The organism is Hymenobacter artigasi, assembly GCF_012275535.1.
In the GTDB taxonomy this organism is placed as follows: Bacteria; Bacteroidota; Bacteroidia; order Cytophagales; family Hymenobacteraceae; genus Hymenobacter; species Hymenobacter artigasi.
In genome coordinates, this window is sequence record NZ_JAAVTK010000028.1 from 1 (window position 1) to 26592 (window position 26592).

Below are 26592 nucleotides of genomic sequence, written 5' to 3' on the forward strand. Positions count from 1 at the left end.
AAACTCGTGCACCTGCTCTTTGCCTGTGCCCTGAACCAGCGAAAATATGACGAAAAATATGCCACGGCCCTTGCCTGAATCATAGAAATCGCATCTTTGCGTCTCGTCGTTGAACGGTAATATGCGAACGGTACGACTACGGTCTTTCAACGGCAAGACGCAAAGATGCGTCTCTACACCGCCAGCCGGCGCTGGAATGCGGCCAGGAACAGGCCGACGTGGTAGCCGTCGCCGAGGCCGTGGTGCAGGTTGACGGACACGGGCATTTGCCGGGTATTGCCTTCGCTGAATACCTGGCCGAAGGAGATTTTGGGGCAGCTATCCGGGTAGGTGAAGCTGCGGGCGTGCGTGAGCCCGGTAAAGCGCACCCACGGCAGGGCCGAGCAGTGCACGGTATCGGGGCGGCCGGTGGTGTCGCTCAGGCGCAGGCCGGTGCTGGCCTGCACGGCCGCAATTTCGGCCTCGGCATTAGCAATGAAGCCTTGCAGAGAGTTATTCTGCTCGATGAAGGAGAAGGCGAACGTGTGGTCGGGCCGGCCGAGGGTGGCGGAGGCGTGAATGCGGTCGTAGAGGAAAACCTGGCCGTTTTCGACGCGGTAGCGGAAGGCTTCCACTTCGTTGGCCGCTTCGAGGGCGTGGTAGAGGTAGTAGAGGAAAAACGACACGCCCAGCCGCTTGGCTTCGGCCTGGGCGGCGGTGCAATCCACATTGGCCGTGAGGCCGAAGAAGGGCTCTTCGAAAGATGAGAAAAAGGCGAAATGCTCGCGGCGCGGCCAGGTTTCGAGGTCAATCAGGTGCTTCATGGGGGGCAAAGGTCGGTAGCTTTGTAGCGTTGTGTAGGGGCGGGGCTTGCCCCCGCCCGCCGGTCGCGCCATCACAACGGCACCGTTCAACGGCGGGCGGGGACAAGCCCCGCCCCTACATCGTTCAATTTCCCCTATGCCTGCCCAAACCTTCATCGCCTTCGACGCCGACGATACGCTCTGGCCCTGCCAGCCGCACTTTGACCACGTGGAGGCCCAGCTGCTCCAGATTCTGGCCCCGTATGCCGACCATGCCACCATCAACGCCCACCTGTACGATGTGCAGCGGGCCAACATGCTGCTCTTTGGTTACGGGGCCAAGGCGTTTATGCTGTCGATGATTGAAACTTCAATTCAACTCTCCGACGGGGCGGTGCACGGCCACGAAATCCAGCGGATTCTGGATTTGGGCAAGGACCTGCTGCGCTTCCCCATCGAGCCGCTGCCCGATGTGGTGGAAGTGCTCACGGAGTTGAAAGAGCGTGGCCACCGGCTGCTGCTGCTCACCAAAGGCGACCTGTTCGACCAGGAAAGCAAAATAGCCCGCTCCGGCCTGGGCGACTTCTTCGACCACGTCGAAATCGTAAGCGAGAAGGACGAGCCGACTTACCGCCGCTTGTTTGCCCGCCTCAACATCACGCCCGAGAACTTCGTGATGATTGGCAACTCGCTGAAATCCGACATTTTGCCAGTGGCCAAGCTGGGATTTTCGGCCATCCACGTGCCCTACCACGCCAACTGGATTCACGAATACGTACCCGCCGAGCGGCTGGCGGAAGTGGAGTTTCGGGCGGTGGAGCGGCTGCGGGAGGTGCTGGCGCTGGTGGGATAGCAGTGTCAGCAATAAACCAGACCGTTATGCAGAGCGCCGCGAAGCATGACGGTCTACTTTCGCACCACTACTTAAAACCGACCCATTCCCACGAACCCCTTACGCGTCGAGTTCGACCAGGGCGGCCGGGATGAGGCTGCCGATGGCTTCCGAGCGCGGAACTTCTACGGTGAAGGTGCTGCCGATGCCTTCGGTGCTATCGACGGAAATGGTGCCGTGGTGCCACTCTACAATGGTTTTGCACAGCGCCAGGCCCAGGCCGGTGGTGACTTCGCCGCGCAGGCCCGGCCGCCGGGCCTTGGTGAACCGTTCGAACAGGTAGGGCTGCATGGCCAGCGGAATTCCAACCCCGTCATCGACCACGTGAATGAGTACGCTGCCGGGACCGGGCGCGATGTGCACCGCAACGTGGCCGGCATCGGGCGTGAACTTGAAAGCGTTGCCCACCAGGTTAATAAGCACCTGCGTGAACTTATTGACGTCCAGGTTCGCGTATATCGGCTCGTCGGGCAGGGTGTAGGTGAAGTGGTGGCCCAGCAGCCGCTGCCCGCGCTGGAGCTGGTCGAGCGGCACCCGCAGGATGGCCCCGATATCGACCCGGTTTACCTTGAGGTCGGAGTTGGCCGAGGTCAGAAACTCGATGTTGACAAGCTCACGAATCATCTTTACGCTGTCGCGGCTGGTGGCTTCGAGCACTTGCAGCATTTCGGGAATACGGCTATTGTCCGGCGCCACCACTTCCTCGTGCAGGAACTCCGCAACTTGCTGCACCATGATGAAAGCGCCGCTCAAATCGTGCGAGAGAATCTCCAGCGTGGCGTTTTTACGGCTGTTGAACAGGTCGGCGTTTTCCTGGTAGCGCTTCATCACGCTCACGTCGCGCAGGGTGCCGCCCAGCAGCACGCGACCATCGATTTCCTGATACGAGGGCGTGAGGCAGAACCATTGGTTGGGCTTGCCAGGCGTCTGGAGGCGCACTTCTACCTCATCGGCTACCTCGTTTTGCACCCATCGGGCCCAATAGTGGGCAATGTAGGCCAGGTCGTCGGGGTGCAGGCGCTGGAGCAGGGCCGGCAGCTCGGCATTTACCCCTTTCAGGCTGCCGTGCAATACGGTTTGGTAGGCGGCGTTGACGAACACGATGCGGCGGGCCGCGAGGTCGTACACAAACTGCACGTGGTGACTGGCTTCCGCCTGGTCGAGAAAGAAGCTGGCGAAGTCAGACATTAAAAATAATTGATTTACAGCATTATGCAGTTGCACAACGGTTGGGGTCATTTACGGGAACGGTATAACTTCGGGCACATAAGAAAGGTGCAAGGGCTTGCGCCGGCCCCGGCAGAACAGGGCCGTTAGCCGAAACAAGGCTACTACTTCATCCCAGCGCATAAAAACGCCTTAGAGCGGTTTTCAGGTTCGTGTGCACGTAGCGCGAACGTTGTAGTTCGCGTCCCTGCGCCATTAGAACGGCTCTGATGGCGCGGGGACGCGAACTACAACGTTCGCGCTACTGCCTGCTGGCCTCCTAAGATGTACACAAATCCGAAAACTGCTCCAGGATAGGGAAAATCGAATTTTAAACCCTGATTTGTCTACCTTTCGGCGTTTCTACACTACTGCTTTTTATGTCGCCCTTTCCCTGGTTTCGCTTCCACCCGATGCTGTTTTTGCTGGCGCTGCTGGCCGCTTCATCGTGCTCCAAAAAATCCGCCCGGGAACAGGCCGCCGAAACGGCCGCCACCACCGACGGCGACGAAATCGACCCCTACGCCAACCTGGTTTTTACCTTCGATGAAAAGGTGGTGGACGAGGCCCGGCAGAACCGCTGGGACACCACGCGCTTCGTCACGTTCTCGCCCAACATTCGCGGCAAGTTTAAGTGGACCGGCGACCGGGAGCTGACCTTTTCGCCGCTGGAGCCCTTCCGGCCCAGCACGGTATTCAAGGCCGAATTGCGCCCCGAAACCCTGCCCAGCGGCAAGCAGCAGCTGGCCCTGAACCGGCCCAAGTTCCACACGCCATATCTGAGTATGGCCGCGCCGCAGGTGTTCTACGGCAGCTCGAAGCGGGCGGCGGGCACGGCGGAATTACGCGCTAATCTGGTATTCAACTACCCCGTGCGGCCCGCCGACGTGAAGTCGCGCCTGACCGTGACGCAGGGCGGCAAGCCCGTGGCGGTGGAAGTGAATTCGGCCGAGCCGGATGCGATGGTAGCTCTCACGTTTATGCAGGACGTGCAGGCAGGCACGCCGGTTCGCATCGACATTGCCCCCGGCCTGCGCCCGGCGGCTGGCACCAAAGCCACCGAAAAAGTCCTCAGCGCCCAAGCCGAAATCCCCGACCAAAGCACGCTGGCCGTGCGCGAGCTCACCGGCTCGCTGCTCAATGGGCAGCCCGTGGTGACGGTGCTGCTGACCCAGCCCATGCGCGTAGAAGACGCGCAGGCCACCGTGAAAGTGACACCGGCCGTGGCCTACACCATAGAGGCGCTCGAAAGCGGCTTTACCCTGCGCGGCGGGTTTGAAGTGGGCAAAACCTATCAAATCAGCCTGCTTGCCGGCGCTAATGGCGTGCTGGGCGGGCGGCTTAGTGAAGCATTCAGTCAGGCCGTTTCCTTCGGTGATGAGCGGCCGAGCCTGAGCTTTACGAGCAGCGACAAGGCCATGTACCTCGATGCGCTGGGGAACCGGAACCTGGGTTTGCGCATCAACGAAGTGGCCAAGGTGAAGGTGACCATTGCCAAGGTGTACGCCAATAATATTCAGCAGCTGCTGCGCGGCGAAAAGCAGTACGGCTACCCCGAATACGATGAGGACGAGCCTCGCGAATCGAACACCGACGAGAATGGTGACTACATCGACCGCAGCTTCCAGTATTACGACACCGAAAGCATTGGCAACGTGCTGTCGGAGCGCACCATCTCCGTGGATGGGCTGCCCAAGGAAGGCGGCCTGCGCCTGCTCAATCTCAACCTGAAAGACCTCGAATTTCAGGGGCCGATGAAGGGCATGTACGTTATCCGCGTGCAGGATACGGAGCGGCAGTGGCTGCAGGTGAGCAAGCTGGTGGCCGTGACGGACCTCGGCCTGATTGTGAAGCAGGGCGCCACGGGCGGCACGGTGGTTTTCGCCAATTCCATCCGCACGGCGCAGCCGCTGAGCGGGGTAACGGTGAACCTCGTGAGCTCGAACAATCAGGTGATTGGCACGACCACGACGGACAAATCCGGCGTGGCGCAGTTCGACTCGGCGGCTAGCATGAAGCGCTTCACGCTGGGCATGATTACGGCCGTGAAGGATGCCGACTTTTCCTTTCTGGATTTGACCAAAAGCCGGGTCGAAACCTCGCGCTTTGCCGTGGGCGGGCTGACCTCGAACGCGGCGCATTACCAGGCGTTTCTGTACGGCGACCGTAACCTGTACCGACCCGGCGACACGGTGCGGACCAACACCGTTATCCGCACCGAGGACTGGAAAAGCCCGCCCACCGGCCTGCCGATGAAAATTCGCCTGCTGCTGCCCAGCGGCAAGGAATACAGCAGCCTGCAGCAGAAGCTGGGCGCGGCGGGCAGCTTCGAAAGCCGCTTTATTCTGCCACCCACCATCATGACGGGCCTCTACACGATGGAGGTGCTCACTGGCAACGACGTGCTGCTGACCTCGCGCCAAATCAGCGTCGAGGAATTCATCCCCGACCGCCTGAAGGTGACCGTGACGGCTGCGCCCAAAACCGTGAAACCGGGCCAGGATGTGACGGCCAGCATCACGGCCGTGAACCTCTTCGGCCCGCCCGCCGCCGACCGCAAGTTTGAGGTCGAATTCTCGCTCAAGCAGAAGATGTTTTCGGCCCCGAAATACCCCGACTACAGCTTCACCATCAATAGCGGCGAGAAGCGCCGGACTACTAACGAGGACGGCGAAGCCAGCGAAAGCGCCCTCACCTCGCGCTTCGAGAAAACCGTGCGCGAAGGCATGACCGACGCTGCCGGCCACGGCACCGCCGCCTACACCGTGCCCGACTACCGCGACCTCGGCACGCTCGAAGGCGTGGCCTTCGCCACGGTGTTCGACGAAACCGGCCGGCCCGTGAACCGCCTCGCCACCTTCGACGTGCAAACCCAGGCCACGATGTTCGGCATCGGCAACCTGCCCGACCTCATCAGCACCAAGCAGGCCCTCACGGTGAAGCTGCTGGCCCTCACCCCGGCCGGCAAACCGACTTCGGCGCAGGCCGACATCAAGGTGGTGCGCCGGCTCTGGGAAACCGTGCTGGAGCGCCAAGGTGGCCGCTACGTGTACAATTCGCAGCAGCGCGACCAGGTGATTCTGAGCCAAAGCCGCGCCGTGGGGGCCGAAACCAGCTTCAGCTTCACCCCCATTTACTCGGGCGAATACGAGGTGCGCGTGAGCCGGCCAGGCGCCAGCAGCTACGTCACGCAGCGGTTTTACGCCTACGGCTACGGCGATACCCAGGCCAATTCCTTCGAGGTGAACAACGAGGGCGAGGTGACCATCGAGGCCGACAAGCCCAAATACGCGCCCGGCGAAACGGCCAATCTGCTGCTGAAATCGCCCTTCGCCGGCCGCATTCTGGTGACGGTGGAACGAGCCAACGTGCTCGACCATTTCTACGTGACCACCGACGGCAAGGCGGCCGAGGTCAAAATCCCCATCAAGGCCGGGCACGTCCCCAACGTGTACGTGACCGCCACCGCCGTGCGCGCCCACACCGCCCAGGACCGCCTGCCCCTCACCGTGGCCCGCGGCTTCCTGCCCCTGACCGTGGAAAAGGCCGATTCGCGACTGCCTGTGGCCATTGCCGCGCCCGCCACCAGCCGCTCCCAGACCTGGCAAACCGTGGAAATCACCACCGCGCCCCGCGCCCAGCTCACCCTGGCCGTGGTGGACGAGGGCATTCTGCAACGCACCAATTACCAGACGCCCGACCCGCACGCCTACTTCTACCAGAAACGGGCTCTGGAAGTATCGGCCTTCGATGTGTACCCCTTCCTCCTACCCGAACTCGGCAGCAGCAGCAGCGGGGGCGACGCCGCCGACCTGGCCCGCCGCACCAACCCCGTGCCCAATCGCCGCGTGAAACTGGTATCGGAATGGAGCGGCCTGCTCACCGCCGATGCGGAAGGCAAGCTGCGCTACCGGGTGCGCGTGCCGCAGTTCAGCGGGGCGCTCCGCATCATGGCCGTGGCCTACAAAGACGATGCCTTCGGCTCGGCCGAATTCACGATGAAGGTGGCCGACCCGGTGGTGATTTCCACGGCGCTGCCGCGTTTCTTAAGCCCCGGCGACACGATTGACGTGCCAGTGACGCTGACGAATACGACGGGCAAGGAAATGAAAGTTGGAGTTGTCGCACAGTTAACCAATAACCTGCTGCGTGCTCATCCTTTCAGCAAATTGAATCTACCTTATACCGTGACGCTAGCACCAAATGCCGAACGCAGAGTTCAATTCAGCTTCATTGCAGGGAACAGCATTGGCAGCGAAACCATCAAAGTTGAAGCGACAGCTGCGTCTGCTTCTGGTGCTAAAGGATTCGAAACTTTCACCGAAACCATTGAACTCCCAATCCGCCCCGCCGCCTCGCTCGAAAAGCGCACCGGCAGCGGCGTGATTGCCGGCGGGGCCACGCTCCCGCTCAACCTGAAAACCGATTTCCTGCCCACCTCGCTTAGCAGTAGGCTGGTGGTGAGCCGTTCGCCGCTCACGGAGTTCAGCAAGGATTTGCGCTACCTGCTGCAATACCCCTACGGCTGCCTGGAGCAAACCGTGTCGGCCGCCTTCCCGCAGCTCTACTACGCCGATTTGGCGGCCACCTTGCAGCAGAAAACCGGCGCGGCGGCCAAAGCCCAGCGCTACAATCCGAACTACCACGTTCAGGAAGCCATCCGCAAAATCGAGAGCATGCAGCTCTACAACGGCAGCCTGAGCTACTGGCCGGGCGGCGACTACGACAACTGGTGGGCCACCGCCTACGCCGCCCATTTCCTGCAGGAAGCCCAGCAGGCCGGCTTCGCGGTCAATAAATCCGTGCTCGACAAAACCCTGAAATACCTCCAGTTCCGCCTCAAAAAGCGCGAAACCGAGCCCTACCAGTACTTCGACGCCAACAACATTGCCCGCGAGCGCACCATAGCAAGCAAGGAAATCGCCTACTCGCTCTACGTGCTGGCCCTGGCCGGCCGCCAGGACCCCGTGGCCATGAGCTACTACCGCGCCAACCGCCCCCTGCTGGCCGAAGACTCCAAGTTCCTGCTGGCCTGCACCCAGAGCATCCTGGGCAACCAGCGCGCCTACCGCGAGCTGCTACCCCAGCAGTTCGGCCCGCAGCGCCCCACCCACCGCGCCCTCGACGGCTCGTTCTACTCGCCCATCCGCGACGAGGGCTTGGTCCTCAACGCCCTCGTCAGCACCGACCCCAATAACCCGCAAATCCCCGGCATCGCCCGCCAGCTCAGCCGCCAGATGAAGGCGGCCAGCTGGCTCAGCACCCAGGAGCGCGCCTTCGCCCTGCTGGCCCTCGGCAAAATAGCCCGCCAAAATGCCCGCAGCACCGCCACCGCCAGCCTGCTCATTGACGGCAAGCCGGCCGGGAAGTTCGATGGCAAAGACTTGACGCTACGCAACGTAGCCAACCGCAACGTGAGCATCCGCACCGCCGGAAGCGGCAGCCTCTACTACTACTGGGAAACCGAAGGCATCTCGGCCAGCGGCCAGGTCCACGAGGAAGACAGCTTCCTGAAAGTCCGCCGCCAGTTCCTGAACCGCGACGGCGTGCCGCTGGGCGCCCCCGTCTTCCGCCAGAACGATTTGGTGGTCGTAAAAATCACCCTCGAATCCGCCGAATCAGCCGGCCAGGTCAAGAACGTTGCCATCACCGATTTGCTCCCGGCGGGGCTGGAAATCGAGAACCCGCGCATCGGGCCTTTGCGCGAATTGAGCTGGGCGAAGGACGCCGCCACGCCCGATTATCTGGACGTGCGCGATGACCGGATTAACCTGTTCACCACCGCTACGAGCAAGCCGAAGTCGTTCTATTACTTGTGCCGCGCCGTTTCAAAAGGCACCTTCAAGCTGGGCCCGGTGAATGCCGACGCGATGTATAACGCAGACTACCACAGCTACAATGGGGCGGGAACGGTGCGGGTGCGGTAGTGCGCTGGCGCGAGTTTAGCGCAGCGTAACTTGTGCCAGTCATGGCCGGGAGGCTGTGCCTACCATGCCGCGCCAGCGGCAATGCGGTGCTGCGCCAACGGTACCGTTCAGGCAACTTGTTCTTATGCGAGGCACAGCCTCGCCCGGATGGCCGGCACGAGTTACGCTGCGCTAAACTCGCGCCAGTGTCAGGCAGTTGCGCCTGCCAGAACACAAAAAAAGGCGGCCTGCTCCGGAGAGCAGGCCGCCTTTTTTAGCGGTTTGCCATGTTACTGCTTATTGCAGCACCATGCGCTTGGTCGAAACCGACTCGCTGGTTTTCACCTTGAACAGGTAAGTACCGCGGGCCATCTCGCGGCCATCAAACTTCACTTCGTGGTAGCCGGCATCCTGGGTATCAACCACCAGCGTTTTCACCTTGGCACCCAACGTATTGTACACATCCACGCTCACCGGGCCCTGCTGAGCCAGGTAGTAGCTGATGGTGGTAGTTCCGCTGAAGGGATTGGGGTAAGCAGCCGTTTCGGGCGTCAGAGCGGCCGTGCTGGTGCCCGAAGTACCGCGAGCGGCAGCAGCAGGCTGAGTAACGGCATTGTACTGCGGGAAGGTGCGGGTGACGATAACCGCAAACTCACCCCGCGTTACCGACTGCGTGGGCTTGAAGGTAGCGTGCACCACCGGCTGCAGGTCGTAGGGACCCTGCGTTACCGAGAAGTAGGCATTGATGAGGTTGAGCTCCAGAGCAATGCTTACGTAGCCTTCCAGGCCGGCGGGAATGGTGGCGGCATCATCAACGGCCACCTTAGCGCCGTTGTAGTTCACCGTTACGGCCTTGCCGTTGCGGGCCAGGGCCTGCGTCTGGAAGCCCAGGGCCTGCACCAGCGAGTAGGCCAGCGAAGCGCGGCTAACCTGGCCACTGGGCGCAAACGAACCGTTGGCGGTGGGCACCATCACGCCGTTAAACTGCTGGTACCGGTCGCGGATGGCCGCGCCACGAGCCGCTACCGACTCCGTCAGGAGAATATCCGTGGCCGACGATACATCGCTGAACGTGCGCGAGCCATCGGTGGGCTGGTATTGGCGCACGCCCTGGCCCATCAGCAGGTAGTCAGCCAGCTGCAGGCGGGTGAGGGGCTGGCTCGGTTTGAAGCCGTTCGAGAGGCCATCGACGAGGCGGTTGGTCACGGCCATGATGATGGAAGCTTCGGCGGGGTTGCCGGCAATGTCGCCCAGGTTGGTGGTGCCAGCGGGGGTTTGCATGGTAATCTTGCCATCAATGTCCTCGGGAGCTGCCACGCCGTTCAGGCCATCTACTTTCAGCGTCCAGGTGCCGGCCATGGGCGAGGCCACGGCTACGCTCCGGCCGGGCGTGAGCGTGAACTCGGCGGGAATGCCCGAGCGGTACTGCTTGCCGGTGGGGTCGAGCACAATCAGGTTGACCGTATTACCGGTCTGGCCTTCGATTCCGTACGTGTTGATGCTGGCCTCCAGGCTGTTCACGCCGCTGGGCACGCTGAAGGTGAACTGATTCGAAGCCGTGGTGGCGGGGTTATATTTTACGGTGAAGTTGCTAACCGCAGCCAGCGAGTTCACGCTGCTGCTGAAAGTGCGGGTGCTGTTCACGGTAGCGCCGAAGTTGGTACCCCGGAAGGCGCGGTCCACCGCAGCGTAGGCATTCACATAGCCCGCGCCTACTTCCCACGACTCGCGGCCGGGCATGTTGGTGGCGGTTTTCTGCAACAGCTCCTTCACTTGGGCGGGCGACATCGACGGCTTGGCTTCCAGAATGAGGGCAATGACGCCGGCCGTGTGGGGCGTGGCCATCGAAGTGCCGCTCAGCACGGTGTAGAAGGGCAGCTCGGCCGGCGTGAGCACGGCGGCATCGGTCTGGGCACCCAGCAGCGGTATCGGGCCCTGCGTGCGGGTCGAAACCACGTCCACGCCGGGCGCCGTAATCACGGGCTCGTTCTTATAGGTCCAGGTCTGGCCATCTACCTGGAACGTGCCGCCCTGGTTCTTTACCCCCCGCGAGGAGAAGCTGGCGAGCAGGCCGTTCTTGTCGCCGGCGGCCACCGAAATGGTCCAGGGCGCAATGGCGTAGGGGTTGTGCGTATCGGCACCGGGGCCGGAGTTGCCGGCGGCAAACACCACCACCATGTTGCGGTCGTAGCAGCGCTTGGTGGCCACGTTCAGCGGGTCGCTGGGGTTGAAGGTGCCCGACGAGCCAAAGGAGTTGCTGATAACCCGGATGTTGTACTGGAACTGGTGCGTGAGCGCATAGTCGAAGCCGCCAATGGCATCGAGCACCAGCAGCGCGCCGCCCGAGCCGTAGCCCAGCAGCGAAGCGCCGGGGGCCACGCCCTCGTACTTGCCGCCCGACCGCGCGCCGTTGCCGCCCACCGTACCGGCGCAGTGCGTGCCGTGGCCCGAGTTGTTATCGGTGTTCGGCACGCCTTCCACGTAGGTCACGGGCAGCATGGCATTCAGCGAGTTGAGGTTGGTGGAGCCCAGCGTATTCTGCACCAGGTGCGTGCCGAGCTTGATGTCATCGTGGGTGCCGTCCACGCCGCTGTCGTTGATGAGCACACCAATGCCGCGCCCGGAAACCGGCGTCCCGTTGTTGCGGGCCGTCATTTGCTGGTCGAGGCGCAGGCGCTTCACGCCGGTCAGGTTGGTGTCGTCGTAGTTTTCGTAATCGAGCTGTTTGTTGATGAACAGCGAGCGCACGGCCGGGTTGGCGGCCAGCGCATTTACCTGGGCGGCCGTAGCCAATACGCCGGCAATGGGCAGCGCCTGCATGGTAATGCCACGCGTGATGCCCAGCTGCTGCAGGGCCAGCAGCTGCGAAGCTTGCGGCGCTCCACTCCCGTTAAAAGTTACGATTACCTGGGCAACCGGACTGCTGGCAAGGGCTGTGCGCAACTCGGGGTCTACGACGGCCTGGCCAAATGCAGTGCCACTAATCCCCGCAGCGAGCAGGGTAAGGAGAATTTTGTTTTTCATGTAAGCGTGTGGAAATAGCGTGTGGGTTGGTGAGGTATTGCAGTAGTCGGGCAAGGATATGCGGCAAGCCAATTGTTGCGCCGGGCCCAGCGCAAGGGCATTACTGATATTCCTGAAGGCTACGCCACTACCTACGAGCCACTATCTTCAACGGATTTACCATGAATTGCTATTTCTTTAATCTTTCTTTATTTTATTAAAAATATCTTTTATCAATCAACAAATAGTTGCCATTACCGTACAATATCGCGCTTTTAATTGAATAATGCGTTTTTTACTGTATCAATGTATGCAAATCAAGTCCGGCGACTAGGCAGGCAACCCGGGCGGGGCAGCCTTCATTAGCGCAAATGGCACGCTCTCCCGGGTTTGCCGGGGGTTTGCGCTATCTTTCGTCATGAATCGGCGGCAGGGCAAATGGCTATTTTGGGGGCTAACCGGGGCATTGCTCCTGCTCGTGGGCCTCGACCGCCTCTTTCCCCTGCCGCCCGCCCCGCGCTACTCCCCCATCGTGCTGGCCGCCGATGGCAGCGTGCTCCACGCCTACCTGAACCCCACCCAGAAGTGGCGGATGAAAACCGAGCTGGCCGAGATAACGCCCGCGCTGCAACAGGCCATTATCAACAAGGAAGACCGGTACTTCCACTACCATTTCGGCGTAAATCCGGTGGCGATACTACAGGCCGCCGGACGCAATATTTTCCGCACCGGGCGCACCACCGGGGCCAGTACCATCACCATGCAGGTGGCCCGCCTGCTGGAACCCAAAGAGCGCACCTTTGGCAATAAGCTGAAGGAAATGCTGCGCGCCACGCAGCTGGAGGCCCATTACAGCAAGGCCGAGATTCTGCAGCTCTACCTGAACCTGGTGCCCTACGGCGGCAACATCGAAGGCGTAAAATCGGCCGCGCTGCTCTATTTCCAGCAGCCGCCCGATTACCTCTCCCTGGCCCAGACGGTTACGCTGGCCATTATCCCCAACCAGCCCCGCCTATTGGTTTTGGGCAAGAACAACGCGTTGATATTGGCCGAAAGAAACCGCTGGCTGCGGCAGTTCCGGCAGCAGCATCTGTTCCCAAACCAGGACATTGAGGATGCCCTGAACGAGCCGCTGGACGCGCAGCGCCACGCTGCGCCCACGCTGGCCCCGCACCTGGCGCGCCGGCTGGTCACGCAGTTTCCCGGCCAGCCCATCATCCATTCCACCCTACGCCGCAGCCCCCAGGCCAAAGCCGAGGACCTGACCAAAAACTACGTGCGCCGCCTGCGCGAGCTGGGCATCACCCAGGCCGCCGTGCTGGTCATGAACAACCGCACCCGCACCGTGGAGGCTTACGTAGGTTCCGCCGATTTTCAGGATAATGCCAGCAGCGGGCAGGTCGATGGCGTGCGGGCCATTCGCTCGCCGGGCAGCACGCTCAAGCCCTTTCTCTACGCCCTGGCCGTGGATAGAGGCATCATCACGCCGAAGCTGAAGCTGCCCGACGTGCCCACCAATTTCAGCGGCTTCCGCCCCGAGAATTTCGATAAAAGCTGCGCCGGCGAAGTGACCGTAGAGCGGGCCCTGACGTACTCGCTCAACATTCCGGCCGTGCGGATTCTGGCCGATGTGGGCGTGCCCGTTTTCACCGATAAGCTGCGGGCGGCCGGGTTCAAAAGCGTGGCCAAAGCGGCGCCAAGGTTGGGGCTGAGCACGATTCTCGGCGGCTGCGGCGCGACGCTGGAGGAACTGACGGGGCTGTATGCCGCGCTGGCGAGTGGCGGGAAGTGGCGGCGCTTGCGGCTCACCTCACCCCCCCGGCCCCCCTCTCCCGCGGAGAGGGGGGAGCCTGACGATTCCGTTGCGCTGTCGTCTGGCTCCCCCCGCTCCGCGGGAGAGGGGGGCCGGGGGGGTGAGGTGAACGCGGAGGGCGACCAACTAGTGTCAAAGGCCGCCGCCTTTCTCATTACCGACATCCTCGCCCAGCGCACCCGCCCCGACCTCCCGATGGGCTACCAAAACAGCCGCCACCTCCCCAAAATCGCCTGGAAAACCGGCACCAGCTACGGCCGCCGCGACGCCTGGAGCATCGGCTACAATGCCGATTACACCATCGGCGTGTGGGTGGGCAACTTCAGCGGGCAGGGCAGCCCGGCCCTCACCGGGGCCGATGTGGCCTCACCCCTGCTCTTCGACCTGTTCAACACGCTCGCCTACAACTCGCCCAACAACTGGGCCGTGCCGCCCGCCACGCTCGATTTCCGCCTCGTCTGCGCCGAAACCGGCTTGGTGCCCGGCGAGCATTGCCCCAACCAGCTCATCGACTACTACCTGCCCGGCACCTCCTCGGCCCGGCACTGTGAGCACCAGAAAGAAGCCCTGGTATCGGCCGATGGCACGATTGCCTACTGCCGGGCCTGCGTGCCGGCGGCCGGTTTCCGACGGCAGTTATTCCTCAACCCGCTGCTGGAAGTGCTGGCCTTCCGGGAGGCGCAGGGGTTGCCCGCCAGCCGCCTGCCGCCGCACAACCCCGCCTGCCGCCTCGTGCGCGGTGGTGAGGATGGCGCGGGCGCAGCCCTGGCCATCACCTCGCCCCTCGACCATGCCGAGTACGTGCTCGACCGCCACGACAAGCAGCAGATGCTGCTGAGCTGCGCGGCGGGCAGCGAGGTGCGCCAGGTTTTCTGGTACGTGAACGACCGATTTCTACGGGCCGCGTCGGCCACCGAGCGGGTCTTTTTCCGTCCGCCCAGCGGGACCGTCAAAATATCCTGCGCCGACGACCACGGCCGCAACGTGGATATTCAACTGCAGGTGGCGGAGCTGTAGCGTAAGCTTTAGCTTGTGCAGGCGGGCACAAGCTAAAGCTTACGCTACAGCGGGATTATCCCCCAAAAAAGCAGGCTGGCACGCCCGCTACGCCGGGCCGCACCGCAAAAACGTCGCCGCTGAGCGGAAAATCCGCCGCTTGCTGCGGGGTGAGGCCGCCCCGCGCCGAGGTGATGAACAGCGTTTCCAGCCCCGACCCGCCAAAGGCGCACGACGAAGTGAACGGCGCGGGCACGGTGATGACCTGCAGCAATGCCCCCGTGATGGGGTCGTAGCGCTGCACGCGGCCGCCGCCCCACAGCGCGACCCAGAGCTTGCCTTCCGCGTCGATGGTCATGCCATCGGGCCAGCCCTCGGCCTCGGCGAAACGGACGACGACGCGCGGGTTGGCAATGCTGCCGGTGGCGTTGTCGTAGTCGAACGCCTGCACGGCGAGCGTGGGTGTGTCGATATAGTACATCGTGGTGCGGTCCGATGACCACGCGATGCCGTTGGAGTTGGTGATGCGGCGCAGCATAACGTGCGTGCTGCCATCGGGGTCGAAGCGGTAGAGGGTGCCGGCGTGCGGGCGCAGCAGCATATCGAACGTGCCCACCCAGAGGCGGCCCGCCGGGTCGCACTTGCCGTCGTTGAAGCGCAGGTGCTCGTCCGTTAGGGGGTGGGCCAGGCGGGTGAGCAGGCCGGTGGCCAGGTCGATTTCGTGAATGCCGGTTTGCAGGGCCACTAGGGCGCGGCCACCGCGCCGGGGCACCACCGTGCCAATGCGCTTGCCCACGGGGTAGGGCCGGTCGTGGCCCGTGGCGGGGTCGAAAACGTGCAGCGCCCGGCCCTCAATATCGACCCAATACAGTTCGGCCGTTTCCGGGTTCCAGAGGGCTCCTTCGCCCAAAGCTGCCTGCGCATGAAGAATGGATTCGGCCTGCATAACGGGTTATTTACACGGTGGGCAAGGTGGCAAGGTGCTGCTTCAACACGGCCAGCTGGCCGTTCAGGGTCACTTCTTCGGCAGTTTTGGTGGTTACCGGACACTTATGGGCGATGCCCAGCACGCGCAGGGCTGCGCCGTAGAGGTCCACCAGCACGGGCTCGCCGGCCAGCACAATGCGGGCCGGGCGGTGGGCCAGCAGTTCGTGGCACTCGCTGCCAATGAGCAGGCCGCTCAGGTAGAAGTAGTTTTCAGACTTGCTATTCTGGCTGAATAAGTCGTTGGTCCGCACCATAAAAGCGTTGTGCAGCAGGTTGGCCTGCTGGCCTTCCAGCACGCCCCGGGCAAACCATTGCTGGTGCCGGCCCGCCGTGAGCGTGCCCCCGGCTTCCACCGAGGCCGCCAGGATGCTTTGGGTAGAAAGCAGCGCGAAAAGCTCCCCGGTCATGTAGGTTTTCAGGGTGGTGGCCTGGCCATTTTGCACCGTTACGTGCTTGGCGTGGGTGCCAGGATGCAGGAAAAGCTGCTCCTCGGGCGTGTTTTCGAACCCGCAGCCCACCAGCTGCACTTCCTCGCCGCGCATCACGTCATCGGCGCTCCGCACGCCCGAAATCAGCAAAACGGGATGCGGGAAATCGGCCGTCGGGGCAATGGTTTGGGTGAGCAAATCCGAGCCATCGACCGCGAAGGGCAGCGCTTTGTACGGCAGCTCCGCCATGCCGATGGTAGACGAAGCCATGCCCAAAATCACCACGGGCACGCCCGCCAGCGCGGTTCCGGCCACTGCTTCCAGCTGCTGAATGTGCTGCCGCACGATGGCCAGGTAAAACGCCACGCGCTGCTCCGGCGGCTGCACGGCCTGCTGCCACGCTTTGGCCGTGGCCGCGTTGCCCTGCTTCGAGCTTTCCTCGGCCAGAACATTCAGGGTTTCACGCTCCACCAGCCGCAGGCGGAAGGCGGTGGTGCCCCAGTCGCAGCTGAGGAAGGTGGTAGTGGGATTCATAGCGGAGGATTGAACAGTACTCCCCTCCTCAGCCGAGGAGGGGATGTTTCAGCAAAGCTGAAACGGGGGTGGTTGCTTCGTTGAACGGCTCGCGGCCGCATCGTGCGGGGGTCGTTTGGGAGGTTGTTTGGAGGTCGTTCAACGAGGTCAACCACCCCAGCTGCCGCTTCGCGGCAGCGTCCCCTCCTCGGCTGAGGAGGGGAGTGATGGGCTACCATTCTGCCACGCTGCCATCCTCATTCCGCCAAATGGGATTGTGCCAGTTGTGGCCAATGGCGGCGCGGCTCCGCACGTATTCTTCGTTGATTTCGATGCCCAGCCCCGGCCCACCGGGAATGCGGCAGTGCCCGGCCTCGTAGTCGAACACCGACTTATCAACCAGGTAATCAAGCAAATCATTCTCCTTATTGTAGTGAATACCCAGGCTTTGCTCTTGAATGAAAGCATTGTGGCACGAGGCATCGACCTGCAGGCAGGCGGCCAGCGCAATGGGCCCCAGCGGGCAGTGCGGCGCGGCGGCCACATCAAACGCCTCGGCCATGCCGATGATTTTTTTGCACTCGGTGATGCCGCCGGCGTGCGATACATCGGGCTGAATGATGTCGACGTAGCCATCGATGAGCAGCTGCTTGAAATCCCAGCGCGAAAACATGCGCTCGCCGGTGGCGATGGGGATGCTGGTGTGCCGGGCAATCTCGCGCAGGGCCTCGTTGTTCTCGGGCAGCACGGGCTCCTCGATGAACATGGGGCGGTAGGCTTCCAGCTCGTGGGCCAGCACCTTGGCCATGGTTTTGTGCACCCGCCCGTGGAAGTCGATGCCGATGCCCAGCCCCGGCCCGCCGGCTGACCGCACGGCCGCCACGCGGGCCACCACGGCGTCAATCTTCACGTAGGAATCGACGTAGGCCATTTCGTCGGTGGCGTTCATCTTGATGGCGGTGAAGCCCTTGGCCACCATGTCGGCGGCCGCCGCGCCTACGTGCTCGGGCCGGTCGCCGCCAATCCAGGAATAGACGCGCATTTTGTCGCGCACCGGGCCGCCCAGCAATTGGTAAATCGGCGCATCGTGGTACTTGCCCTTAATGTCCCACAGCGCCTGGTCGATGCCCGCGATGGCCGACATCAAAATGGGCCCGCCCCGGTAGAAGCCGCCCCGGTACATCACCTGCCAATGGTCTTCGATGTGGAGCGGGTCTTTGCCGATTAAATTCTCCATCAATTCCGTCACGGCAGCGGCCACGGTGGCGGCCTTCCCCTCAATCACGGGCTCGCCCCAGCCCACGAAGCCGGTGTCGGTTTCAATTTTGAGAAACAGCCAGCGCGGCGGTACCTGAAAGAGTTCAAAGCGGGTGATTTTCATGGGGTGGTTTGAAACGAGGCAACCGAAATCTGGAACGAAAAAAGAACGTCATGCTGAGCGCAGCCGAAGCATCTCTACCGCGCAAGTAATCAATACTATTGCAACGAAGCGGTAGAGATGCTTCGGCTGCGCTCAGCATGACCGTTTCTCTATCCGTTCCAGCAGGCTGGTTTACCCCGCCACCGCCGCCACAAACGCCCGCGCCCGCTCCGTAAGCTGCGTCAGGTACTCCTCCGTAACCGCCTGCTTGGTATCAACCAGCGCGCTGCCCAGGCCGAAGGCTACCGCCCCGGCCTCCTTAAAGGCCTTGATATTATCCAGCGAAACGCCGCCCGTGGGCATGAGTGGAATGAAGGGCAGCGGCCCGGCAATGTCCTTGAAATAGCCCGCGCCGCTGGCCGAGGCCGGAAATACTTTGATGATGTCGCCGCCGTATTCGTAGGCCTTCAGAATCTCGGTGGCGGTGTAGGCCCCGGGGATGCTCACGGCCCCGTAGCGCTTGGTCAGGCGAATGGTTTTTTTGTTGAGGGTGGGCGATATGATGTATTTCGCCCCGGCCAGCAGGGCGGCACGGGCCGTTTCGGGGTCGAGCACGGTGCCGGCCCCCACCAGCAGCTTGCCTTCCATCGCCCCGGCAACCTCCTCAATCGAAGCCAGCGCGCCGGGCGAGTTCAGCGTCACTTCCATCAGGCGCACGCCACCGGCGTGCAGGGCCCGGGCAATGCGCAGCAGGCTCCGGGGGTCGGCTCCGCGCACGATGGCGATTACCTTGTGTTCGAGAATGTGGGCCAGTGGGTTCATGCAGACTACAGAACGGGGCGCGCATCATTGCGCCTTCCTGGCAACGTAGAACCACGAACGCAGGTTAGGCCCGGCGGCCGGCGGCTCGTCCTTTTCCCCTCCCCCATGGCCAACCTGGTGCTCGTCCGACACGGCGAATCGACTTCCAACTTGGCCAATGTCTTCACCGGCTGGCTCGACGTGCCCCTGAGCCCCACCGGCGAGGCCGAGGCCCACACCGTGGCCGAAAAGCTGCGCGGCTACCACTTCGACGCGGCCTACAGCTCCGACCTGATTCGGGCCGAGCGCACGCTCGACATCATTGTGGCACGGCCAGCCTGGGCCACCATTCCCGTGCACCACGCCGGAGCCCTGCGGGAACGCATGTACGGCGATTTGCAGGGCCTCAACAAAGCCGAAACAGCCCTGAAATACGGCCAGGCCCAGATTGATAGCTGGCGGCGCAGCTACGCCGTGCCCCCGCCCGGCGGCGAAAGCCTGCAGCAAACCCAGGCCCGGGCCGTGAAATACTTTGAGGCCGAGATTGCCCCGAAGCTGCGTGCCGGCCAGGATATTCTGGTGGTGTCGCACGGCAACACCTTGCGCGGGCTGCGTATGTACCTGGAACACCTCACGCCGGAGGAAGTCGAGTCGCTGGAAATTGTGACGGGCGGCATCTGCGTGTATGCGTTCGATGCGCGGCTGAAGATTATGGAGCGGCGGCTGCTGTAGCCGCGCCGGCCGCAGGGCCCATGAACGTAACGTGAACCCGGCGAAAGGAGTAAACCGATGGATACAGACCGGGTTGCCCACCTCGGCGGCCTCCCATCACCTTTCCTTCGCTCATGGGTCCTCAGTTCCTTTTCGCCACCGGCATCGAAAACAGCAACCCCACCATCCAGAACGGCCGGCACCGCGTGGATGAGCTGGAAAAATGCAACCACTACAAGCTCTGGCAGAAGGATTTCGACCTTGTTGATGAGCTGGGCATCAAGTTCCTGCGCTACGGGCCGCCCATTCACACCACGTTTCTGGGGCCGGGCAAGTACGACTGGAGCTTTGCCGATGTGACGTTTCAGGACCTGCTGCGGCGCAACATCTCGCCCATCGTGGACCTGTGCCACTTTGGGGTACCCGACTGGATTGGCAACTTCCAGAACCCCGATTTTCCGGTGCTGTTTGCGCAGTATGCCAAGGCGTTTGCCCAGCGGTTTCCGTGGGTGCAGCTCTACACGCCGGTGAACGAGATGTACATCTGCGCCGTGTTTTCGGCCCGCTACGGCTGGTGGAACGAGCAGCTGACCGGCGATAAGTCCTTCGTGACGGCCCTCAAGTACATTGTGAAGGCCAACGTGCTGGCCATGAGCGCCATATTAGAAGTGCGGCCCGATGCCATTTTCATCCAGAGCGAGTCGTCGGAATATTTCCATGCCGAGAACCCGGCCGCCATCGGCCCGGCCGAAACCATGAACTCCGAGCGGTTTCTGTCGCTGGATTTGAACTACGGCCGCCGCGTGAATTCAAGCATGTACGAATTCCTGACGGACAACGGCATGACCCGCGAAGAGTACCACTTCTTCCTGAAAAACAAGATGAAGCACCATTGCATCATGGGCAACGATTATTACTACACCAACGAGCACCGCGTGGCGGCCGATGGCAGCACCCGCGCCTCGGGCGAGATTTTCGGCTACCACGTCATCACCACGCAGTACCACGACCGCTACCGCCTGCCCGTGATGCACACCGAAACCAACATTTGGCAGGGCCCAAACGGCGACGAAGCCGTGAACTGGCTCTGGAAAGAGTGGGCCAACGTGCTGCGCGTGCGCAACGACGGCGTGCCCATGGTGGGCTTCACCTGGTACTCCCTCACCGACCAGGTGGACTGGGACACCGCTCTGCGCGAAAACAACGGCCGCCTGAACCCCGTGGGCCTCTACGACCTCGACCGCAACATCCGGCCCGTGGGCACGGCCTACAAGCACCTCATCGCCGACTGGCGCCAGGTGCTGCCCGCCCAAAGCGTGTGCCTGCAAGTGCCCATCGTGATGCCCCAGGCCAGCAACGCCGCCTGGGCCCGGGAGCAAAAAGCCAACGCCAAAGCCGACAGCGCCGATACGTCCACCAAACCGGCCAATTCGACTACTGCTGATGCCGCGTAGGTCCACATCGTCATCCTGAGCGCAGCGAAGGACCTTTTCACGTCAGAACAGTTTGCAGTAATTCAATCGTCACGAGTGTGAGAAGGTCCTTCGCTGCGCTCAGGATGACACCCAGTTTCAATCAATCGCCTCCTTTCCTCCCTCCCCATGCCCCTTCGCTTCCAGGATAAAGTCGTTCTCATTACCGGCGGTGCCAGCGGCATCGGCCTGGCCACGGCCCGGCGCCTGGCCGCCGAAGGGGCCCGCGTGGTACTCGCCGACTACAACCAGGCCAACCTCGATGCCGCCGTGCCCGAGGTGCAGGCCGCCGGCGCGCCCGAGGTGCTGGCCAGCCTGTGCAACGTGGCCGTGGAGGCCCAGGTAGAAGCCACCGTGGCCGCTACGTTGGCCCAGTTCGGGCGCCTGGATGCGGTGGTGAACAACGCCGGCCTCATGCAGTTCAAAGCCCTGGAGGAGCTGACCGGCGACGACTGGCTGCGCATTCTGAACGTGGACCTGCTGGGCGCATTCTACTTCACCAAGCAGGCTTTTCTGCACATGAAGCCGGGCGGCAGCATCGTGAACGTGTCCAGCATTCACGCCATCGAAACCAGTCCGCTGGTGGCCCCTTATGCGGCGGCGAAGGCGGCCATGCTGTCGCTCACCCGCTCGTCGGCGCTCGAAGGCAAGCCGAAGGGCATCCGCACCAACGTCGTCCTGCCCGGGGCCATCGACACGCCCATGCTCTGGGAAAATCCGAACGTGAAATCCGGCGTCGAAATCATTGATAAGGCCGATGTGGGCAAGCCCGAGGACGTAGCCGCCATCATCGCCTACCTCGCTTCGGATGATGCCGTCTTTGTGCAGGGAGCCGAAGTGCGCGTAGACGGCGGCCGGCTCAACCGGCTCTAGCATCCGGCACGGCCCTTGCACTGCGCCCATTGCCGGGCTCTTCCGCCGTGGCGCTCATCCTATGAAAACCTTCACTCTCGCGGCCCTGCTGCTGCTTTCGGCTAGTTCTTTCAGTGCATCGGCCCAGTTCCGCCTGCCCAACCTGGGCGGCATCAAGCTGCCCGGGGGCATCAAACTGCCAGGCAGCACCTCAGGCAACACCAGCACCACGGGCAGCGGCAGCATTGCCGGCCTCAGCAACGCCGACGCGGCCAACGGCCTCAAGGAAGCGCTGCTGCAGGGCATCGGCAAAGGGGCCGACCAGGCTTCCCAGACCGATGGCTTCTACCTCAACCGCCTCATCCGCATTCCCTTCCCGCCCGATGCCCAGCGCGTGGCCACCACGCTGCGCAGCATTGGCCTGGGCAGCCAGGTCGACAAGTTCGAACTGAGCCTGAACCGGGGCGCGGAGGACGCGGCCAAAAGTGCTAAGCCCATTTTCATCTCGGCCATCAAAAGCCTCACGTTTTCCGATGTCTGGAATATCCTGACCGGTCAGAAGGACGCCGCCACGCAGTTTCTGAAGCGCACCACCTCCACGCAGCTGGTCACAGCCTTCTCGCCCATCATGCAGAAAAGCCTCGACCAGGTGGGGGCCACGCGCTACTACACCCAGCTGGCCGGCAGCTACAACCAGCTGCCGCTGGTACAGAAAGTGGAGCCTGATTTGAACCAGTACGCCACCGGCAAAGCCGTCGATGGCCTGTTCACGCTCATCGCCCAGGAAGAAGCCAACATCCGCGAAAACCCCGTGGCCCGCACTACCGAGCTGCTGCGCCGCGTGTTCGGCGGCCGCAGCTAGGTGGGGCTGGTACGCCCCGGTCTGACCGCCCTAGGCGGTCTGACCGGTTGAAGAGAGAACGAAATCTTGTTACAACAACCGGTCAGACCGCCTAGGGCGGTCTGACCGGGGTACCAAACCAGTGGCGTATGTTTGCGGCCCTTTATTCGCAACCGTACGCCACTTGCCTTTTATGTCCATCCTTACCATTGGCAGCCTTGCCGAACTCGAAGCGCACACCGGCCAGGAGCTGGGCGCATCCGGCTACCACACCATCACGCAGGAGCAAATCAATCAGTTTGCCGCCGCCACCCTCGATTTTCAGTGGATTCATACCGATGCCGAGCGCGCTGCGGTAGAATCGCCCTTCAAGGCCACCATTGCCCACGGCTACCTCACGGTGGCGCTGCTGCCCTACCTGTGGCAGCAAATTGTGACCATCGAGAACCTGAAAATGCAGGTGAACTACGAAATCGAGAGCCTGCGCTTCAACCAGGCCGTGACCGTGAACAGCGCCGTGCGCCTGCACGCCAAGCTGCTGTCGGTGGCCAACCTGCGCGGCATTGCCAAGACCCGCATTGAAGTATCGCTGGAAATTGAGGGCGTGAAAAAGCCGGCGTATACCGGCGTAATTACGTTCTTATACCACTTTCAGGAGCAATAGAAATATAGCATAGCTACGCTTATTGTGGCGACAAATAGGAATGACCGGATAGCTCACGCCGTCCGGTCATTTTTTTGGTTAAATTGGCAGAAATATTCATCTTTTTCTGCAAATGCTTATGAAACGTCTTCTTTTGGGTTTGGGCCTGCTGCTGGCTTTGGCCACTCCGCAGGTCGGCGTGGCCCAAACCGCCAAAACGGGCAGCCAGCCCCCGCTCATCGACCGCGAGCTGCTGTTCGGTGACCCCGAGATTTCGGGGGCGCAGCTCTCGCCCGATGGCAAGTTTCTGTCCTTCATCCGGCCCTACAACGGCACCCGCAACATCTGGGTGAAGGGGCTGAACGAGACCTTCGACAAGGCCCGGCCCATGACCAACGACCAGGCCCGTCCGGTGCGCAGCTACTTCTGGAGCCGCGACGGCAAGTACCTGCTCTACAGCCAGGACAAGGCCGGCGACGAGAATTTCAACATCTACGCCGTGAACCCGGCCGAGGCCCTGCCCGCAGGCCAGGCCGTGCCCACCGCCCGCGACCTCACCGGCCTGAAGGGCGTACGGGTGCAGATTGTCAACGCGCCCCTCACCGACCCCAACACGCTCTACATCGGCCTGAACGACCGCGACAAGGCCTGGCACGACCTGTACAAGTTGAACCTGACCACCGGCGAGAAAACCCTGGTGCGCCAGAACAACGACCGCATCGGCGACTGGGTATTCGACTGGAACGACCAGCTGCGCCTGGCGGCCCGCTCGAACCCCGACGGCAGTACCGAATGGCTGCGCGTGGAGGGCGAGCAAATGACGCCCTTTTACAAGACGTCCATTGACGAGCAGAGCGCCGTGGAAGGCTTCGCCAAAGACAACCAGCACGTCTACCTGGCCACTAACAAAGGTTCGCGCAACCTAGCCGAAATCGTGCTCCTCGACCCCGTTACCGGCCAGGAACAACCCTACCAGGCCGACCCGCTGAAACGCGTGGACGTGGGTAGCCTCGCGCTGTCGGAAAAGACCCACGAGCCGGTGTACGTGAGCTTCGAGGACGACCGCATGCGCCGCGTGTGGAAGGACAAAGCCTTTGAGCAGGATTTTGCCGCCGTGAGCCGGCAGCTGCCCGGCCTCGATGTGTACCCCGTATCGCACACCACCGACGAGCGGCTGTGGCTGCTGTCGGCCAGCTCGGCCACCCAGCCCAGCGTGGCCTACCTGTTCGACCGCCAGACCAAGCAGCTCAGCAAACAGTACGAAACCCGGCCCAAACTGAAAGCGGCCGACCTGGCCGATATGAAAGTGGTGCGCTACAAGTCGTCGGACGGCCTCGAAATCCCGGCCTACCTGACCCTGCCCAAGGGCGTGGCGGCCAAAAACCTGCCCGTCATCATTCTGCCCCACGGCGGGCCCTGGGGGCGCGACGTCTACGGCTTCAACACCATGGCCCAGTTTCTGGCTAACCGGGGCTACGCCGTGCTGTCGCCCAACTTCCGGGCCAGCACCGGCTACGGCAAGCAATTCCTGAACGCCGGCAACGGCGAGTGGGGCCGCAAAATGCAGGATGACCTGACTTGGGGCGTGAAGTACCTGGTGGCCCAGGGCATTGCCGACCCCAAGCGGGTGGGCATCATGGGCGGCTCGTATGGCGGCTATGCCACGCTGGCCGGCGTGGCCTTCACCCCCGATTTGTACAGCGCCGCCGTGGCCATCGTGGCCCCGTCCAACCTCACCACGCTGCTCAACGCCATTCCGCCCTACTGGGAAGCCGGCCGCAAGCAGATGTACGCCCGCATGGCCGACCCCGGCACCCCCGAAGGCCGGGCGGCCCTCGACCGCATGTCGCCTCTGGGCTCGGCCAATAAAATCAGAACCCCGCTCATGGTGGTGCAGGGTGCCAACGACCCCCGCGTGAACAAGGCCGAAGCCGACCAGATTGTGGTGGCCCTGCGCGACCGCAACTACCCCGTGCAGTACCTGCTGGCCCCCGACGAGGGCCACGGCTTCGCCCGCCCCGTGAACAATATGGCCATGTTTGCGGCCTCCGAGAAGTTCCTTGCCGGCCACCTGCACGGCCGCTACCAGGAAAGCATGAGCCCCGCCGTGGCCAAGCGCCTGGAGGAAATCACGGTAGACCCCAAAACAGTGCAGCTGGTGACGAAGGCGAACGTGAAGTAGTAACCTCACCCCCTGACCCCCTCTCCAAAAAAGAGGGGGCACCGGAAATGCTCCTGATTAAGTTTCATTCAAAAGAGGGCCCAGCGAATTGCGCTGAGCCCTCTTTTATTTTTTCTCTTGGTCTGCACCGGTGCCCCCTCTTTTTTGGAGAGGGGGTCAGGGGGTGAGGTTACGCCGGCACTTCATCCCCCGCAAACACCGGCTCCATGTCCTTTTCCTCGTCCTCGGTAAACAGCCGCGAGCGAATCAGAAACCGCACGCCGAGCGGGATTTCCAGCGAGAAGCTCGCGCCCCGGCCCTTCACCACGTCCACCGTGAGCTGGGTGTGTTTCCAGTACTCGAACTGGCTGGCGCTCATGAAGAAGTCGCAGCCGTGAATACGGCCCAGCCAGGTATCGTTGCCGCCCACCCGAAACTCGCCCTTGGCAAAGCACATGGGCGAGGAGCCGTCGCAGCACCCGCCGCTTTGGTGGAACATGAGCGGGCCGTGCTCGTCGCGGAGCAGGTCGATGGTGGCTTCGGCGGCGGTAGTTACGAGGACGCGGGGGGTGGGCATAAGTTGTGAGGTAAGCTTTAGCTTGCCGTATTTAGGGCCAGCCAAAAATGATTGCCGTAACTGCTCTAGCGACGGCGAAAAATGTACGTATTGCCGGTTCGCTCCTCACGCACCGCGACTGACTTATCAGGCGCTATGGTGCCGGAGCCGGGGCGGCTTAGCCACTCGTAAGCGAGCTGGCGGGTACCATCCCACCATTGGTGGCGGTTGTCGGCGCTGGCAATGCTGCGCTGGGCAGCATTGGGCATGCGGTCAACACCGGGTTGAATGTCCGATGGCTCGGCGTTGGGCCGGGATTCTGTTTTTTCCAGCTTCCAGTCCGGATTTTTGGCTCCCGGAACCGGCAGTGTCTGTGCCTGAGATGAGAAACCGCACAGCAGGATGGAACTTAGCAAAAGGCTTTTCATGGTCGTGGTGCTTAGTGCTGCTAATGAAGACGCAGCGCCAAGGCAAAAGATGCGTAGCGACACGGGTGGCTACTTAAAAAAGAACGTCATGCCGAGCTTCTTTCTGCAGCTTTACCGGCCGGGGGCGCGGTAGAGATGCTTCGGCGGCGCTCAGCATGAACTGTGTTTAAGAAGCAATTAAAAGATGATGATTCGGGTCAAAAGCACATTCGTTTGCCACCACGGCCCAGGCTTGTCGCAA

General features: G+C 62.4%; 18 protein-coding genes. 9 read left to right on the top strand and 9 right to left on the bottom strand.

What is annotated here, in order from left to right; genetic code table 11:
* Nucleotides 1–173 precede the first annotated feature (173 nt).
* Nucleotides 174–803, bottom strand: coding sequence for a CatA-like O-acetyltransferase (locus HBN54_RS22635; protein WP_168675521.1), 630 nt, complete (start codon nt 801–803; stop codon nt 174–176).
* A gap of 136 nt (nt 804–939) precedes the next feature.
* Between HBN54_RS22635 and HBN54_RS22640 the strand changes: the two genes are divergently transcribed.
* Nucleotides 940–1635 carry an HAD family hydrolase gene (locus tag HBN54_RS22640; protein WP_168675522.1) on the top strand — a complete coding sequence of 232 codons (696 nt, stop codon included), beginning with the start codon at nt 940–942 and terminating at the stop codon, nt 1633–1635.
* 99 nt (nt 1636–1734) lie between these two features.
* Here HBN54_RS22640 and HBN54_RS22645 read toward each other — a convergent pair whose 3' ends face one another.
* Nucleotides 1735–2862 (bottom strand): sensor histidine kinase, encoded by a 1128-nt coding sequence (locus HBN54_RS22645; protein ID WP_168675523.1) that lies wholly within the window; start codon nt 2860–2862, stop codon nt 1735–1737.
* Nucleotides 2863–3260: 398 nt separating this feature from the next.
* Between HBN54_RS22645 and HBN54_RS22650 the strand changes: the two genes are divergently transcribed.
* A complete protein-coding gene (locus tag HBN54_RS22650) occupies nt 3261–8807 on the top strand; it encodes an alpha-2-macroglobulin family protein (protein ID WP_168675524.1) in 5547 nt (1848 codons plus the stop codon).
* Nucleotides 8808–9083: 276 nt separating this feature from the next.
* Here the strand turns inward: HBN54_RS22650 and HBN54_RS22655 are convergent, their stop codons facing one another.
* Nucleotides 9084–11810: a S8 family serine peptidase gene (locus HBN54_RS22655; protein WP_168675525.1), complete on the bottom strand. Its 2727-nt coding sequence runs from the start codon at nt 11808–11810 to the stop codon at nt 9084–9086.
* A 445-nt stretch (nt 11811–12255) separates the two neighbouring features.
* On the opposite strand from HBN54_RS22655, the gene pbpC reads away from it, so the two are divergent.
* Nucleotides 12256–14619: a penicillin-binding protein 1C gene (gene pbpC / locus HBN54_RS22660; RefSeq protein ID WP_235955675.1), complete on the top strand. Its 2364-nt coding sequence runs from the start codon at nt 12256–12258 to the stop codon at nt 14617–14619.
* Nucleotides 14620–14674: 55 nt separating this feature from the next.
* On the opposite strand, the gene HBN54_RS22665 is transcribed toward pbpC, so the two are convergent.
* The 4 genes from HBN54_RS22665 to HBN54_RS22680 form a co-directional block, all read right to left on the bottom strand.
* Nucleotides 14675–15544, bottom strand: a complete 870-nt coding sequence (locus tag HBN54_RS22665) for an SMP-30/gluconolactonase/LRE family protein (RefSeq protein WP_168675527.1) — start codon at nt 15542–15544, stop codon at nt 14675–14677.
* A gap of 10 nt (nt 15545–15554) precedes the next feature.
* Nucleotides 15555–16547 carry a 2-dehydro-3-deoxygalactonokinase gene (locus tag HBN54_RS22670; protein ID WP_168675528.1) on the bottom strand — a complete coding sequence of 331 codons (993 nt, stop codon included), beginning with the start codon at nt 16545–16547 and terminating at the stop codon, nt 15555–15557.
* 211 nt (nt 16548–16758) lie between these two features.
* Nucleotides 16759–17907 (bottom strand): galactonate dehydratase, encoded by a 1149-nt coding sequence (gene dgoD / locus HBN54_RS22675; protein WP_168675529.1) that lies wholly within the window; start codon nt 17905–17907, stop codon nt 16759–16761.
* Between the two features lie 171 nt (nt 17908–18078).
* The gene (locus HBN54_RS22680; RefSeq protein ID WP_168675530.1) at nt 18079–18708 is read right to left on the bottom strand and encodes a bifunctional 4-hydroxy-2-oxoglutarate aldolase/2-dehydro-3-deoxy-phosphogluconate aldolase; all 630 of its coding nucleotides are present in this window, start codon (nt 18706–18708) and stop codon (nt 18079–18081) included.
* A 105-nt stretch (nt 18709–18813) separates the two neighbouring features.
* Here HBN54_RS22680 and HBN54_RS22685 point away from each other — a divergent pair, with 105 nt between their 5' ends.
* The 6 genes from HBN54_RS22685 (at nt 18814) to HBN54_RS22710 (ending at nt 25388) form a co-directional block, all read left to right on the top strand.
* A complete protein-coding gene (locus tag HBN54_RS22685; protein ID WP_168675531.1) occupies nt 18814–19419 on the top strand; it encodes a 2,3-bisphosphoglycerate-dependent phosphoglycerate mutase in 606 nt (201 codons plus the stop codon).
* 113 nt (nt 19420–19532) lie between these two features.
* A complete protein-coding gene (locus HBN54_RS22690; RefSeq protein ID WP_168675532.1) occupies nt 19533–20852 on the top strand; it encodes a family 1 glycosylhydrolase in 1320 nt (439 codons plus the stop codon).
* Between the two features lie 147 nt (nt 20853–20999).
* Nucleotides 21000–21743 (top strand): SDR family NAD(P)-dependent oxidoreductase, encoded by a 744-nt coding sequence (locus tag HBN54_RS22695; protein ID WP_168675533.1) that lies wholly within the window; start codon nt 21000–21002, stop codon nt 21741–21743.
* A gap of 61 nt (nt 21744–21804) precedes the next feature.
* Complete coding sequence (locus HBN54_RS22700) at nt 21805–22584, top strand: DUF4197 domain-containing protein (protein ID WP_168675534.1); 780 nt, start codon at nt 21805–21807, stop codon at nt 22582–22584.
* A 172-nt stretch (nt 22585–22756) separates the two neighbouring features.
* On the top strand, nt 22757–23227 hold the full coding sequence (locus HBN54_RS22705) for a MaoC family dehydratase (RefSeq protein ID WP_168675535.1): 471 nt from the start codon (nt 22757–22759) through the stop codon (nt 23225–23227).
* A 118-nt stretch (nt 23228–23345) separates the two neighbouring features.
* Nucleotides 23346–25388, top strand: a complete 2043-nt coding sequence (locus HBN54_RS22710; protein WP_168675536.1) for a S9 family peptidase — start codon at nt 23346–23348, stop codon at nt 25386–25388.
* Between the two features lie 169 nt (nt 25389–25557).
* Here HBN54_RS22710 and HBN54_RS22715 read toward each other — a convergent pair whose 3' ends face one another.
* Together HBN54_RS22715 and HBN54_RS22720 are read right to left on the bottom strand one after the other, a co-directional pair.
* Nucleotides 25558–25944 (bottom strand): DUF779 domain-containing protein, encoded by a 387-nt coding sequence (locus tag HBN54_RS22715; protein ID WP_168675537.1) that lies wholly within the window; start codon nt 25942–25944, stop codon nt 25558–25560.
* Nucleotides 25945–26009: 65 nt separating this feature from the next.
* Complete coding sequence (locus HBN54_RS22720; RefSeq protein ID WP_168675538.1) at nt 26010–26351, bottom strand: hypothetical protein; 342 nt, start codon at nt 26349–26351, stop codon at nt 26010–26012.
* Nucleotides 26352–26592: the final 241 nt, after the last annotated feature.

Coding starts and splice junctions, on each gene's coding strand:
- HBN54_RS22705 (WP_168675535.1), top strand. CDS start 22,757: ATGTCCATCCTTACCATTGGCAGCCTTGCCGAACTCGAAGCGCACACC.
- HBN54_RS22635 (WP_168675521.1), bottom strand. CDS start 803: ATGAAGCACCTGATTGACCTCGAAACCTGGCCGCGCCGCGAGCATTTC.
- HBN54_RS22690 (WP_168675532.1), top strand. CDS start 19,533: ATGGGTCCTCAGTTCCTTTTCGCCACCGGCATCGAAAACAGCAACCCC.
- HBN54_RS22645 (WP_168675523.1), bottom strand. CDS start 2,862: ATGTCTGACTTCGCCAGCTTCTTTCTCGACCAGGCGGAAGCCAGTCAC.
- HBN54_RS22650 (WP_168675524.1), top strand. CDS start 3,261: ATGTCGCCCTTTCCCTGGTTTCGCTTCCACCCGATGCTGTTTTTGCTG.
- HBN54_RS22685 (WP_168675531.1), top strand. CDS start 18,814: ATGGCCAACCTGGTGCTCGTCCGACACGGCGAATCGACTTCCAACTTG.
- HBN54_RS22715 (WP_168675537.1), bottom strand. CDS start 25,944: ATGCCCACCCCCCGCGTCCTCGTAACTACCGCCGCCGAAGCCACCATC.
- HBN54_RS22665 (WP_168675527.1), bottom strand. CDS start 15,544: ATGCAGGCCGAATCCATTCTTCATGCGCAGGCAGCTTTGGGCGAAGGA.
- HBN54_RS22670 (WP_168675528.1), bottom strand. CDS start 16,547: ATGAATCCCACTACCACCTTCCTCAGCTGCGACTGGGGCACCACCGCC.
- HBN54_RS22680 (WP_168675530.1), bottom strand. CDS start 18,708: ATGAACCCACTGGCCCACATTCTCGAACACAAGGTAATCGCCATCGTG.
- HBN54_RS22710 (WP_168675536.1), top strand. CDS start 23,346: ATGAAACGTCTTCTTTTGGGTTTGGGCCTGCTGCTGGCTTTGGCCACT.
- HBN54_RS22720 (WP_168675538.1), bottom strand. CDS start 26,351: ATGAAAAGCCTTTTGCTAAGTTCCATCCTGCTGTGCGGTTTCTCATCT.
- HBN54_RS22640 (WP_168675522.1), top strand. CDS start 940: ATGCCTGCCCAAACCTTCATCGCCTTCGACGCCGACGATACGCTCTGG.
- HBN54_RS22655 (WP_168675525.1), bottom strand. CDS start 11,810: ATGAAAAACAAAATTCTCCTTACCCTGCTCGCTGCGGGGATTAGTGGC.
- HBN54_RS22695 (WP_168675533.1), top strand. CDS start 21,000: ATGCCCCTTCGCTTCCAGGATAAAGTCGTTCTCATTACCGGCGGTGCC.
- HBN54_RS22700 (WP_168675534.1), top strand. CDS start 21,805: ATGAAAACCTTCACTCTCGCGGCCCTGCTGCTGCTTTCGGCTAGTTCT.
- dgoD (WP_168675529.1), bottom strand. CDS start 17,907: ATGAAAATCACCCGCTTTGAACTCTTTCAGGTACCGCCGCGCTGGCTG.